The sequence below is a fragment of the Algoriphagus oliviformis genome (assembly GCF_017254915.1).
Classification (GTDB): Bacteria; Bacteroidota; Bacteroidia; order Cytophagales; family Cyclobacteriaceae; genus Algoriphagus; species Algoriphagus oliviformis.
In genome coordinates, this window is sequence record NZ_JAFKCT010000010.1 from 94,817 (window position 1) to 108,799 (window position 13,983).

Genomic DNA, 13,983 nt, shown 5'->3' on the forward strand with positions numbered 1-13,983 from the left:
TTTCTACTTTAAATTTTGTTAAAATAATTTATGCCAATTTTACAAAATCGACCCCAACCCTCGCCGGATGACCGAAAGCATGATTGGCTACTCTTTGAACATAATCATTACGTAAAGTGGTTACATACTCAACATCAAAATAATTAAGTTTTTGGTCAATCTCCTCTTTTGTGAATTTATTTGTTATATCCCAAATTCTAATTTTGTTGCCTATTAATTTGTTTCTTTCAACGTTGTACACTTTAGGCTTTATGTAAAAGGGCTTGTGCAAAAATTGCTTGTAAGCTTGTAGTTCTATCTCTAACTTTCTATAGTTAAACTGTTCATCTGTTTCAGTTTCCTGTTTTCTGATTTTTCCTTTCTTTACAATTTCTGTATCCCCCCATTGTACTATCTTATTATTTGGCAAGAAATTTAGGAAAGCAGTGTCTCCTAATCGCAAAGCTGTTTCCATATCCGGAAATTCCTTTCCTTTTGCAAAATAAAAATTTGATTCAATTTTATTAGGGTAGTAACAGTCACAAAGGGCTGTTATACATAAATAATAATTGTCGAGCGAATCTTTGAATACGTCTCCGAAATTTAAGTTAGGGACATCGTCTGGGTTTAAACTTCTGACACTTACTGAATTATAAAAGACGTTTAATTGAAATAAATCTTCATTTGTTGCAGCTTTTTTAATTTCACCACTTTTATGTTCCAAAAAATCAGAATCAAGAAGCTTTAGTTTTGCGGTTCTCAATTTTAATGTAGCTTGTTCTATCAGCAATTTTTTAATAATAATTCCGAATGATTTGTCATCTTTAATGTGATTTCTGAATTGAAAAAGAGCTTCTGTTGAAGACTTTAATATTGTTTCATCAATGAACCGTTCATTTGAGTTAAATACCGACTGCATTTCTAATCCAAGTAGTTGGAAGAAACTACTTCTATTCTTTACAATTTCGTTTGATATTCTTTTGATTAAATAATTATAGTCTGAATCTCCCTTTTCTTTTTTTATGGCTAGCACAAAAGTATTGTTTATAATAAAAGAATCTTCTCCTGAGTAAATGATTTCATGATTGATTTGCGCCTTTTTTGGAAAGAAGTATAAATTTCTATTAAGGGCGATGTTGATTAAATCCAGTATAGTTTCCTTTGGTTTATCTCTAAATTTCTCAATCGGAAAAGTGTCTACAGCTATCTGATTTTCATTAAAAAATGAGTCAATGTCTTTACTTGCGTTATTGCGAAACTCTTCTATTTCTTCGACTGTTAGATGGTTGTACGTGTTCTCTATATTTTCAATTTCTTTCTCTTGTAATCCAGAGAAGTATGCTGTTAAATAAAGAGGTATTTTGTTGAAATTTGTTGACCTTGAGTAAATGCAGCAAAAATTAATGTATGGGGCTTCTATGGATTTTGAAAGCAGTTCTAGTGAATATTGTTGTCCGTCATTATCATCGAGTTCCCAGTCTAACAGAATTAAGTCTTTTCCTGCAAACAAATAATTGATCAATGAATCATTTGTCATTTGTTCTTTCTCAAATTTATGGACAATCAAACTTTTCCCATTCTCTTTGAAAGTTCTGAATAAGTCCCCAGATAGTTTTTCTTCACCCACGCTCATGTTAATAGGAGTTTCAGAATAAAAATCTTTAGCCTTATCATCGATAAAAACAGCCGAATTTATGGAAGAATTTAATATGGTAAACGCTTTATCGTTATACATTTTATTCAGTATTTTGTTTTATCACGAAGCAGGCTCCGTTTAAAGTGTTGTATTTCTTATCGTTGGTTGCATAAATGTCTAAGCCTGCTTCGTTCAAGCTTTGCTTTGACAAGTAAAGTCCAATTCCTCTCCCGTTAGGACGCTGAGAATAAAATAAATCAAAAATTTTATCCAATCTGTAATCAGGTATTTTTTGTCCAGAATTAGCAATAATTATTTCTTTTATTTCAGGCAAATAATCCAGTTTTATCGTTCTTTGTTCTTTGTTACGCATCCAATAGATGGCATTGTTTATAATATTAATAAATACCGTGTGAATTATAGGCTCTTTAATACTAATCAAATTTTTTTTGAACTCCTCTGACACCTCAAATATTATATTGTATTCTTTGATCTGATTTTCGAAAAATTCCTGTAAATAATTGTAAATAGTATCACCCGAAATATTTTTGACTAGTGCGCCAGAAATTCTGTACAACGGAGATAACAGGGCATACTTGTCTTCCAATTGTTGGAAATTCTTTTCTAAATATCCAAATTCCTTAAATGAACTGATGGCTTCATTTTTACTTAATTCTCCTAGTTGACTGTTGATTTTAGCATACAGCTGATTAAACTCGTGGTCGATAATTTCAACTGCAATTCCTAATTGAGCTGTATCTCTAGTTTGTTCCCATTGATATTTCATTTGCTCGTATTGAGCTTTATATGCTCCCTGAACTTGTTCTTCGTCGATATCAAACGATAGTCTTTTTATGTGCTCAACTAACGGAAATAGTGTTTTTTCAGCTTCCTCTGACAGAGTATTGTATTGCTTCTCAATTTCATTAGTATATAGGCTTACCTGTTCTTTAGAAACTATACTATCGAGTACTTTTTGTTTGTTTTCTGATAAGGAGTTGATTAGTCGTCTAGCTCTTTCTCTGTAATCTTTATTTAATGAAACAGATTTTTCATCAAGTTGCTGTCTGTATTCATTGAGCATCTTTTCTAAAGAAGAAATATATGCGTTGTATTTTTTTGTAAAGTCAATCTTTAAATCCCGGATTTCTAATTTGTCTTGTGCTCTTTTATTTAGTTCTTCTCTTCTCGGAGTGACAAGCTCAATGTATTTGTTTAGGCGGTTTTCAAATTTATACAACCGCTCTATTTGTGTTTCCGTAGGTTTATAGCGTTTCGGAATTTTAGGAATTAAACCTTTAAGTTCTAAATCTAACTTTTGAAGTTCATCTAGAATATCTTCAACCTCTGAGTATGTGATATTAATAGTGTCTAGTTTCTCGTCCAGTGTGTCTAGAAGACTTTCGTATTTTGTTTGATGGTCATCTATTCTTTGCGGATAGCTGTTCAGCGACTTAGTAAAAGCAATTTTCTCTGCTTTTTCTCTGGCTTTGTCAGCTTGCAGCGCTTCGTTTTGGTCATTTATTTGTTTCTTTTTGTCGAGAAACAGCGATTCTTTCGCTTCTGTGGCAAAATAGTCCTGTGCTAATGTTACAAAAAAACCTATAACATCATTTGTAAAAGCTCGGTATTGAGTATTGTTTATTAAGCCTTCTCTACTTGATTTATCTATTAATTTGGGATTTTTTTCTCTTTTCAATCCTAAATAACCAAACATTCTTCGATATGAAAAATAGAACGTTCCGGCTCTTCTAGATCTTCTTTGCTCAAAATTTAAGAAATCTGCATTGTGTCTTCCATAAGGCAGTACTCTAAATTCATCACGGTAGATATAAAGCCCTCCATATAGATTTGCTTTTGTTTTTAGACTTGCAAATTGTTGCTCCGTAAGAAGAGATGACTTCTCTTCACCTTGCGAATATCCTAATTCAATTGGGATTTCGCCGTAAAATGATGTTGAGTTTCTTTTTCTTGGATTTGCGTAATCGTAATCAATTATTTGATCATAAATTCTTATTTGTCCGGCGAACCCCCCTTTACCATCAAATTTTCCATCGATAAATACATCTGCTAAATCAAAGTCTTTCCTTGTGAAGAAGTTGCCTGATGAGGTAAGTAAATCGTATTGTTCAGATTCTGTATGAATATTTATAGCGGTGGCGATGTTTATGGTTTTCTCTTTAAACGGATTTGTAAAACCTGATAAGCTGGTTATTACAAACATTTTTTCATCTATATTGTCATCGTCTTTTTCCGATAATTCTATAATTTGATTTATAGGATTAAAAACCAAAAACATCGTTCCGTGAGCGTCTTTAGATCCAAAGAAAGATAGGATATTATTCAGAATCGGTTCTTCCAATATGGCATTTTCCGTTTCAAAAATAATATCAGATTTCAACTCTATTTGTTTTCCTTCCCAAATTGGTTTATCATCTGAGTCCGTTTCTTTATCAAAATTTGATAAGAACATTTTTTTCAGTTTAGGAAAATCGGTATTCAGTAATTCGGTTTTTTCAAAAGACCTAATCGGAATAGTAATATCATCAAGGAACAAATTGTAGTTCTCTAACAATCTCCAGTCAAAATACAAAGCTTGTAAAGGATAGCCGATTTTCTTTGTAAGCATGAGCATCGGATTACCAAGATAGGCTACAGACAAACGTCCTATGCCTTTTTCTCCGGCTTTAATACGTGGTCTTTTCCATAGGGTATCTTCCGACTCTTCCTCCAATTCGGCCCTAGACTTTGAGTCTGTACCAAGCACTAGCCACTTGTCTAAAACATCTGTACTGGACATTCCTTTTCCATCATCAGCGATTAAAAAATATGATTTTGAAAGTCCGTTGTAGCCTTCTTTGTATAGATCAGCTTTCAGGTTGTCCGCATAAGCATCGTAGCCATTTTTCCATAGCTCTGTGATTGCAGTTGGCAAGTCTGCAATTTGTCCCTTTCCCAATAAATCTACTGCTCTGGCTTTTGTTCTAAATTGCATTACTATGACTTTTCATCATCAATTATTAATTAGATAGTTTGGAATCCACTTTAATGGCGGGCAGAAGTATTTTTATTTTTGGCCATTAATTTAAAAATGGATTTAGTTGATTGGCTTTATTTGCTCTCCTATTTAGACTTCATCCTCTTCACTTCCTCCGCCAATTCCTTCACTGTATTGGTCAAAGATTCAATTTGAGCACTTTTTTGCTTGTCATCGGCAATAAACTTCTCTAAAAGCTTGACGATTTGGTCAACTGGATAATACTGAATGTTCGGTCGGTTATGTTGACTTGAATTGACCGCATGATCATTGAAGGTATTGTTCGTTTGGATGTTGTAGACAGCTTTTTCATCGTCGAAATTCTTGATAAACTCAGGCGTCACGCCCAATTTCTCGGCGATTGTTTCCAAAGTGGAATCATCGATATACTCACTGTTTTCCAGTTTGGACATCTGCTGCTGGCTCCAGTCACAGGCCTCGGCAAGGGCATATTGCTTGATTCCCACGATTTCTCTGATTCTCTGGATATTGTGCCCGAGGTGGATTTGCTTTCGGTCTTTTTTTGCTTCGCTCATGCTTGAAAGATAAAAATTTGTCCTGTGGTAAGTTACCACGGCTGGTGGTTTTTTACTCGAATCTCCGCCTACATATTTGGTTTGTTAAGGCTTCAAAGTCGGCTAAAGCAATATAGGATATTTCTTTGATCATTTATATCTATAGTTGTTTTTGCAATGGAAGGGCCTGACAACATGAGTCATACTTTGATAGATCACCATGATGCAGGATGAGCCAATTTCAAATTCGATTATTTCGCTCGTATCGGAGATGGGTATGTCTTGCTATCTGAGCCCCACCGGGTTGTACCGTACACAAGGCATCCTTGCCGGAGACCGTCTGTATCCTCTCAAGCCCAAGAATCCGATCTGATCGCCTGTTTAAAACTTAACACTTTTTCTCCCCGATTGCCCGACCAGGACTTTGTACACTCCGGTTGGCACACCACTCCATCATCGGAGAGTAACGCACGTCATTGCGAGCGACGTAGGAGCGAAGCAATCTAACCGGCTTAGTACTGCTTATAAGAGGACTGCTTCGTCGTTCCTCCTCGCAGTGACGAATCCGTCATTGCGCCTGTCCGCCGTGGCGGGAGGAAAGCCACTCGACGCTAGGAGAGAGGGTTGACGCGGCAATCTTTTCAAAGGAAGCAGGATTTCTATTGATGAGACTGCTTCGTCGTTCCTCCTCGCAGTGACGAATCCGATTGAAGAGACTGCTTCGCTCCGTGCCTCCGCTCGCAGTGACGTTACTGATTGACGAAACCGTCATTGCGAAGGGTTCCAAGAGTTTGATAGCTAAGGTTGTGGCCAAAACCCTGAAGCAATCTCACTAGTGGAAGCAGTATTCTCGTGGATTAGACTGCCGCGTCGCCCCAAAAGGCTCCTCGCACTAGTCCCGAAGGATTTCGGGAGTGACGCACGTCATTGCGAGAAGGTCGTCTTATGTCCAGAAGACCTTTGGGCGATCAAGGCCGCCGAAGCAATCTCACTGTGTGGGTACCGTTTATGGTAGGACTGCTTCGTCGTTCCTCCTCGCAGTGACGTCTCCGATTGAAGAGACTGCTTCGTTCCGTGCCTCCGCTCGCAGTGACGAAACCAATAAGCCCATCCACTGCAGGGATGCCAGGCTTAGTCCATTACCTATTTCTTATTCGAAGGATCGACATCGGTCATCGGACATCGGACACACGTGCTGAGCTCGTCGAAGCATTGGTCATCCGACAATACTTCCGTCTCCCGTCTTCGGTCTTCCAACTCATTCAAAGCACATGAAATGCCTGAAGCAGGATAGCTATATCTAATCCAAACCACGCTAGAAGGCATTCCATAGCCAGCCCCGACTTTTCGGGGAGGCCATTAAAAACAAACACATACTCATGAAAAAAATCTTACTCACATGCTTCCTAGTCCCGATGGCTATCGGGATGCTATGCCTCCCGGTTTTTATCGGGACTGGGAGCGAAACAATGGCAAAAGTTGCCTTTTCACCCAGGTTAGGGGAGGAGCGGGATCTTCCCGCTTTCCCCGACTCCCTGAAAATCGGGGACAAAATCCCCGAGGGGATCGAGTTCCGCTCCGTCCTGCGCCACGGCTCCGACAGGGTTAGGCTGGACGACTACCGCGGCAAATACCTTATCCTCGAGTTTTGGTCGCCCACCTGCACAGGCAGTATCGCTTCGCTCCCGGAGTTGGAGAAGATCGCCCGAAAGTACCCCGACCGGCTCGAAGTGCTCCCCCTCAGCATCTTTTCCGAGGATCGTGTGGACGAAGCCCTGCAAAGCTATGCCTCGCTTGCCGCAATGCAGCTGCCCATGGTGGCTGATGCGTCCAGTCTGAGGGCCTATTTTCCACACGCGACCATACCCCACCTCATCATCCTCGATCCCAAGGGTGTGGTGGTAGCGATCACGGGAATGGAGGACCTCACCGAGCAGAATCTGGAGCTCCTCCTGGATACGGGCGTGTCCGCATTCCGACTGAAGGAGGACCGTCGCATCCGGCTCGACCCGAACGAAAAGCTGATATCCGGGAGCCCCGGGCTTGCCAACAAAAACATCTGGTTTCAGTCCGCACTGACCGGCTACATCCCCGATGTCAACGGCTCCCTGATCCAGCGCTACGAGGACTTCTCCCACATCCGCATCGTCAACATGGCACTGTACTCCCACTACCAGCTGGCCTATTCGGAGCGCAGCCAAACCGACTATTTTGGCACAAACCGGATCGAGACGGTCGGCTTTGGCCGGGAGGAGGTATTCACCAACAAGTCCGGGGCAGACTATCGGGCATGGATGGAGGAGGGGGGGCACGTGTTTGGCTACGAGCTGATCGCACCGCCCACGGCCAATCCTTACCAGCTGATGCGGGAAGACCTGAAGCGCTACTTTCCGGAGATCAGCGCCACCGTCGAGACCAAAAAGAAAAAGGTCTATGCCCTGGTTCAACAGCCGGGAAAAACCTTTCCCAGGTCCATTGCCGAGGAGAGAAGCTACCAGACAGGACCCATCGGAGTGAAAATGACCCACTATCCCCTCCAGGGCTTCGTCTACCACCTCAACGTGGTCTTTCTGCAGAGCTCCCCCATCCCGGTCATCAATCGCACGGGCATAGACTATCCCATAGACTTGGAGCTGGAGGCCCAGCTGTCCAGTGTAGAAAGCCTCCGCCAAGCCCTCAGGCTAAACGGCCTTGACCTGATCGAGCGGGAAGAGGAGATCCCAATACTCGTGCTCCGCAAAAACAGCCAACCCAATCCCATCATCCCATGAAAAAATTCCTGATTCTGTTTACGGTGGTGCTCTATTGTGCCGCCCATGAGATCTGTGGGCAGGCCCTGTCCGCCCTTTCCGGTGTAGTGACCGATTCCCGTACAGGAGCGGTATTGGAGGGAGCCTTTGTCACGGCCGAGCCAGGGAGGGCCTCTGCAGTCGCGGACGCCGAAGGCCGCTTTGTGCTCAGCCTGCCAGTCGGTGGCTACGAGCTTACCGTCCAGTCCCTTGGCTATGCGACCCTCAAGAGTCGGGTTGACCTCCCTACTGACAGGGAAGTGAAGCTCAGCCTCGAGCCCCTGGAAATGGGCTTGGAGGAGGTGCAGGTGCTGGCGACGGGCTATCAGGAAATCCCCAAAAACCGGGCTTCGGGCTCCTTTGTGCAGCTGGACCAGGAGCTGGTCACCCGGCGCGTCAGCACCGGCTTTGTCGACCGCCTAGAGGACGTTACCTCCGGGCTGATCATCAACCGGACCGGGGATACCGGCCGTGACCCGATCACCATCCGGGGAAGAAGCACCCTTGGCCGCTATTCCCAGCCCCTGGTGGTCATCGACAACTTCCCCTTTGACGGCAGTCTAGACGATATCAACCCCAACGACATCGCTTCGGTCACCGTACTTCGGGACGCCGCCGCCGCTTCCATCTGGGGCGCTCGGGCCGGCAACGGAGTCATCGTCGTCACCACCAAGTCCGGCCGCAGGGAGCAGCCCCTTCAGGCCAGTCTTTCCGCCAATGCCAACTGGATCCAGCATCCCGACCCTTTTCTTGCCCCAAACCTATCAGTCAGTGATTTCATCAACGTGGAGCGGCAGCTCTTCTCCTCCGGATTTTACAATACGGCCGAAAGCAGCCTTTCCAATCCCGTCCTGAGCCCGGTGGTCGAGACACTCATCCTGGCACGTGACGGGGTGATCTCCCAGTCCGAAGCCGATTCCCAGATCGCAAGGCTCGGGGGCTATGACCTGCGGGATTACCTGGATCGGGATCTGTACCAAACCCAGCTCAACCAGCAGTACAGCCTGGGCTTGGCGGGAGGGGGAAAGCACCATGCCTACCGCATCGGTCTGGGGCTGGACGAAAACCGGGAGAGCCGCGTTGGCGATCGTGCCAGACGGGTGTCGGTCATGGTGAAGAATGACCTCAACCTGCTAAAAGACCGATTGCAGCTCCAGACGGCCATTTTTGGGGTGAAGACTACCGGGACAGCGGGAGGCCTAGGCCCGGAAGACCTGATGGTCAACTCCATGGCCGAGCTATATCCCTATTCCCGCCTCTCCGACGAAAACGGCAATCCCCTGGCGGTTTCCAAAGACTATAGGGAGAGCTTCAAGCGCCAAGCCGAAGAGAACGGCCTTCTGGACTGGGCCTATGTCCCCCTTGGCGAAATAGGCCTGAGCCCGGAGGAATCACAGCGCGACGACTGGCGTCTGAATCTCGGAGGCAACTACCGCTTGGCAAAGGGACTCAAGGCGGCTATTCTCTACCAGTACTGGCAAAACCAGGGACGGACGGAGACGGTCTACAGCTCGGCAAGCTACTTTGCCAGGAATCTGGTCAACTCCTACACCCAGTCTGACGCGTCAGGCAGGCTTTCTTATCCCATTCCCAAAGGGGGGATTTACGATTGGATGGACCACAGGGCCTACAGCCACACCGCACGGGCACAGCTGGACTACGAAAAGTCCTGGAAGGAAGATTGGACGCTCAACCTCCTCGGAGGCGCAGAAGTGAAGTCCCACCAAGCGACTGGCCTATCCGGCAGATACTATGGCTTCAATCCGGAGCTGTACAGCTCGCAAGCGGTGGACTATACCGGACTGTTTTCCCAATATTATGCGCCACAATCCTCTGCGAGAATTCCGAACAGGGACGGGCAGACGCGCAGCACTGACCGCTTTACCTCGCTCTTTGCCAATGGGGCCTTGGTCTATCAAAACAGGTACCTGCTCACGCTCAGTGCCAGAAAGGATGCGTCCAACCTTTTTGGGGTGGAAGCCAACCAAAAGGCCGTGCCGCTCTGGTCTGCGGGTTTGGGTTGGACACTCAGCGGGGAGGATTTCTACCGTTGGAAGGCCATGCCCTTTGTCAAGCTGCGCCTGTCCTATGGCTACAACGGCAACGTGGACAGGAGCCTTTCGGCTTTTACGACCGCCCGGACGGTGACTTTCAATCCAGTCACCCAGATTCCCTATTCCCAGATCGTGAACCCGCCCAACGAAAACCTGCGCTGGGAACGCATCAGGATTTTCAACGCAGGCTTGGATTTTGAAACGAGATCGGGTCGCCTTGCAGGGACTTTCGAGGCCTTTCGCAAGCAGGGGGTCGACTTGATCGGCACCACACCCTATGCCCCGTCTACCGGGATCAGCACCTTCACGGGCAACAATGCCGCAATGCTTACCACGGGATATGACCTAAGCCTGGAATCCCAAAACCTAGGGGGCCAACTTTCCTGGTCGACGGTGTTTCTGTTGAGTGGGGTGAGGGAGGAAGTCACAGCCTATGAAAACGAGGTGGCTGTGCAAAACCTGCTGCTCAACGGGACTTCAGGTTCCGGAGGCACCTATTTCCCGGTCGTAGGCAAACCGCTCTTTGCGGTCTATTCGCTTCCTTGGGAGGGACTCAACCCGGATACGGGGGCACCAGTAGGGTTGCTGGATGGCGAGCCCTCCGAGGACTACCGCGCCATCATCAATTCCGCCACATTGGAGGAGATCATCTACCATGGCCCGGCCCGGCCCACGGTGTTTGGTTCCTTGAGAAACACGCTCGCCTACCGGGGATTCAGCCTTTCGGCAAACATTTCCTACCGATTTGGCTACTACTTCAGGCGAAGCTCGGTGCAATACGAAACCATTCTCCAAGGCTTGGGCGGCCATTCGGACTATGCCCTCCGCTGGCAAAATCCTGGAGATGAAATGTCCACGCAAGTTCCTTCCCAGCCCGCGGCAAGGGATGCCTTCCGGGACCAGTTTTATCGGAGCAGTTCGGTATTGGTGGAAAAGGGCGACCATATCCGCCTGCAGGATATCCGCTTGGGCTACCGGCTGCCGCTAGCGGCTACTTGGACAAAATCGTTCAGAAATGCGGAGTTGTTCCTCTATGCCAACAATTTGGCCATGCTTTGGAAGTCCACGGAGACGGACTGGGATCCGGATTTTGGTGCCAGCCGTCCCTTAAAAAGCATAGCAGTGGGAATCAATTTGGACTTCTGACAAAGTGGAGCCGACGTATCCATTTGATTGAGCTTTGACAAAAACGGGGAAGCCGGGGCTTTCTTCATAAGGGGAGGATGGTGACCTCCAGATTTAATTCAATCCCGGCTGCGGGGCTTAGGCTCCGCACCCCCTTTACCCAAAAAATGAAAACATGAAAAAACTACACTACATCTACCTAGCCTCCGCATGGGTCCTTTCGGGATGCGAGGGCTTTTTGGACGCCAAGCCGGAGCAGAGCCTGGTAGTTCCACATACCTTGGACGACGTACAGGCCTTGTTGGACAACACCGTTGTGTTTAACGTCCAGCCCTCCATTCCATACCTCGCCGCCGACGAATTCGAGATTTCCGACGCGGGTTTCACCGCGCTGGCAACCCCGCAAGAGCGGGGTGTCTACCTCTGGGAAGACGACCCCTACCAAGGCCAGCCCGTGGCTGATTGGACGAGGCTCTACCAGCAGGTGTTTTACGCCAATGTTGCCCTGCAAACGCTGGAAGGAAGCCCGGATAAAGGATCCGATCAATACAACCATCTCAAAGGAAGTGCGCTGTTTTACCGCGCCTATGCCTATCATCAACTCCTTCAGGTCTTTGCGATGCCGTATCTGCAGTCCGGGGACAATAGTAAAACGCTCGGTATCGTGCTCAGGGATCGAGCGGACATCAACGCCCAACCCAAGCGGGCAAGCCTGGAAGACTCCTATCGGCAGCTGGTATCGGATCTGGAAATGGCGCTAGCCCTGCTTCCCGACAGTTCGGTACCCAAGACCAGACCCTCCAGGGCTGCCGCACTCGGGCTGATGTCCAGGGTGCTGATGGACACCTTTCAGTTTCGGCAGGCTGCGGAAAGCGCCGAAAAGGCGCTGGGAATTTACGTTGAACGAGTTGACTTCAATACCCTGAATCTCTCCCTGCCTAGGCCCTTCACCGCTTTCAACGGGGAGATGGTGTTTTATTCCTCGCTGCTTACCAACGGCTTCATGAGATCTGCCGAGGCTTCGGTGGACTCCGCATTGATTGCATCTTACGGGCCTGCTGACTTGAGGAAGCAGGCCTATTTCATCGCCAGAGCGGGCGGGAAGTTTACCTTTTCCAAGTTTTTGACCGGTACCAACCAATTCTTTGGCGGAATCAGCGTGGGCGAGCTTTACCTCACGGCTGCGGAAGGCTTCTTCAGAAGCGGAGACGAGGAGAAAGCCAGGGACTTTCTCAACAGGCTTCTGGCATTGAGGTATAAAACCGGGTTTTTTGAACCTGTTGTGTCTACGGGTCAGGTTCTGCTGGACAGGATTGTCATGGAGCGTAGAAAGGAGCTGGTGGGGAGGGGACTCAGGTGGGCAGATATCCGAAGGCTAAACCAGTGGGAAGGATCGAAAACGACGTTGCAAAGAAGTGTGTTGGGGCAGGAATATCAGCTATTGCCCGGTTCCGCAAAATATGCATTTCCCATTCCGGACGAAGAATTGGCAAGAAGCGGGATCCTTCAAAATCCCCGATAGCCAAAAAAGATACCCAAGGCCGAAAGGCCCTGGGTATACTGAACTACATAGTCTGGCTGTACACACCGGTGTCCAGGACATTCTTGATCCCGGTCGCAGGATCATCGTTGGAAAACTCCACGATGCATTCTGCAGACTGGGAATCACAGTCATAGTTGCCGTTGTTGACCACATCAGTCACGTCCCGGTAGCCGTGTGGCAGCGGGCCTCCGGGGGTCCAGATTTTGGTGGCTGTTTTCTTGGCCAAAATTTCTGGCGCGTTGAAGCCAAAAGCCAATCCGGCTGCGAGCACAAGTGCCAGTGCGGGCAGCATTTTAAATACTCGTTTCATAATCAGTGACCCTTTTTTAACCCATCAAAAAGTGACAAACCGTTTCATCATCATGCCTACTCTGGAAAGGGTTTTCGGCATCGCCCTGTAAGAGGTTCATCAGTTGCAAGCTTGCCTCTCAACTCAAGCTTCCGAGAGGGATGCACCTCTTTATTGATTTGCTGGTCGGGATTTGCAATCCCGACTCTATAGTCCCGGTTGTCCTAGTTGTTCGACATCCGCGACAATTGTCGGGAGCAATGTCGAACCGCGCATCGCAGGATTTTTAATCCGGCAATGTTCCGCACTCCGTCCTTCGGCATTTTATCCTGCGGTTCTCACCGTGTTTTGCCGCTGGTCGGGATTTGCAATCCCGACCATTTATCGTAGGATTTTCAATCCGCCTCGTGTTGTCCTACTTCCCCGGAAAACGGACGGCATTCCCACCATTTTCCTATCCATATTTTCTTCTCCGTCCTCCGGCATTTTTCCCCTTCTGTTTTCACAATGTTTTCTGCGCCGGATTCAACGGCCTTTTTCTTTTTTTTACCCTGGGTTCCGCTAGCGCTGCACCCCCGGCTACCAAGATGTCGCACCTACGGCGCTTTTCTTGGTTGCTAGTCGGGATTTGCAACCCCGACCCTATAGTCCCGATTGTACCGACTGTCCTAGTTGTTCGGCATCCGCGACAATTGTCGGGAGCAATGTCGAACCGCGCATCGCAGGATTTTTAATCCGGCAATGTTCCGCACTCCGTCCTCCGGCATTTTATCCCGCGGTTCTCACCGTGTTTTGCCGCTGGTCGGGATTTGCAATCCCGACCATTTATCGTAGGATTTTCAATCCGCCTCGTGTTGTCCTACTTCCCCGGAAAACGGACGGCATTCCCACCATTTTCCTATCCATATTTTCTTCTCCGTCCTCCGGCATTTTTCCCCTTCTGTTTTCACAATGTTTTCTGCGCCGGATTCAACGGCCTTTTTCTTTTTTTTTTTTTACCCTGGGTTCCGCTAGCG

General features: G+C 47.1%; 7 protein-coding genes. 3 read left to right on the forward strand and 4 right to left on the reverse strand.

The window, feature by feature from the left end:
- Nucleotides 1-28 precede the first annotated feature (28 nt).
- From J0A68_RS19180 to J0A68_RS19190, 3 genes are all read right to left on the reverse strand, one after another.
- Nucleotides 29-1,714, reverse strand: a complete 1,686-nt coding sequence (locus tag J0A68_RS19180; protein WP_206579863.1) for a response regulator receiver domain — start codon at nucleotides 1,712-1,714, stop codon at nucleotides 29-31.
- Nucleotide 1,715: 1 nt separating this feature from the next.
- Entirely contained in the window at nucleotides 1,716-4,610 is a 2,895-nt protein-coding gene (locus tag J0A68_RS19185; protein ID WP_206579864.1) for an ATP-binding protein, read from the reverse strand.
- A gap of 128 nt (nucleotides 4,611-4,738) precedes the next feature.
- Entirely contained in the window at nucleotides 4,739-5,188 is a 450-nt protein-coding gene (locus J0A68_RS19190) for a helix-turn-helix domain-containing protein (RefSeq protein WP_206579865.1), read from the reverse strand.
- A gap of 1,448 nt (nucleotides 5,189-6,636) precedes the next feature.
- Between J0A68_RS19190 and J0A68_RS19195 the strand changes: the two genes are divergently transcribed.
- From J0A68_RS19195 to J0A68_RS19205, 3 genes are all read left to right on the forward strand, one after another.
- Nucleotides 6,637-7,938, forward strand: a complete 1,302-nt coding sequence (locus J0A68_RS19195; protein ID WP_206579866.1) for a TlpA family protein disulfide reductase — start codon at nucleotides 6,637-6,639, stop codon at nucleotides 7,936-7,938.
- Nucleotides 7,935-11,156 (forward strand): SusC/RagA family TonB-linked outer membrane protein, encoded by a 3,222-nt coding sequence (locus tag J0A68_RS19200; protein ID WP_206579867.1) that lies wholly within the window; start codon nucleotides 7,935-7,937, stop codon nucleotides 11,154-11,156. The genes J0A68_RS19195 and J0A68_RS19200 overlap by 4 nt, the downstream gene beginning before the upstream one ends.
- Nucleotides 11,157-11,310: 154 nt before the next feature.
- Nucleotides 11,311-12,657, forward strand: coding sequence for a RagB/SusD family nutrient uptake outer membrane protein (locus J0A68_RS19205; protein WP_206579868.1), 1,347 nt, complete (start codon nucleotides 11,311-11,313; stop codon nucleotides 12,655-12,657).
- Nucleotides 12,658-12,700: 43 nt separating this feature from the next.
- On the opposite strand, the gene J0A68_RS19210 is transcribed toward J0A68_RS19205, so the two are convergent.
- The gene (locus J0A68_RS19210; RefSeq protein WP_206579869.1) at nucleotides 12,701-12,988 is read right to left on the reverse strand and encodes a DUF6520 family protein; all 288 of its coding nucleotides are present in this window, start codon (nucleotides 12,986-12,988) and stop codon (nucleotides 12,701-12,703) included.
- Nucleotides 12,989-13,983: the final 995 nt, after the last annotated feature.

What these genes read in the sequence shown, in the direction of transcription:
- J0A68_RS19180 (WP_206579863.1), bottom strand. Translation starts at nt 1,714, where the DNA reads ATGTATAACGATAAAGCGTTTACCATATTAAATTCTTCCATAAATTCG.
- J0A68_RS19185 (WP_206579864.1), bottom strand. Translation starts at nt 4,610, where the DNA reads ATGCAATTTAGAACAAAAGCCAGAGCAGTAGATTTATTGGGAAAGGGA.
- J0A68_RS19190 (WP_206579865.1), bottom strand. Translation starts at nt 5,188, where the DNA reads ATGAGCGAAGCAAAAAAAGACCGAAAGCAAATCCACCTCGGGCACAAT.
- J0A68_RS19195 (WP_206579866.1), top strand. Translation starts at nt 6,637, where the DNA reads ATGGCAAAAGTTGCCTTTTCACCCAGGTTAGGGGAGGAGCGGGATCTT.
- J0A68_RS19200 (WP_206579867.1), top strand. Translation starts at nt 7,935, where the DNA reads ATGAAAAAATTCCTGATTCTGTTTACGGTGGTGCTCTATTGTGCCGCC.
- J0A68_RS19205 (WP_206579868.1), top strand. Translation starts at nt 11,311, where the DNA reads ATGAAAAAACTACACTACATCTACCTAGCCTCCGCATGGGTCCTTTCG.
- J0A68_RS19210 (WP_206579869.1), bottom strand. Translation starts at nt 12,988, where the DNA reads ATGAAACGAGTATTTAAAATGCTGCCCGCACTGGCACTTGTGCTCGCA.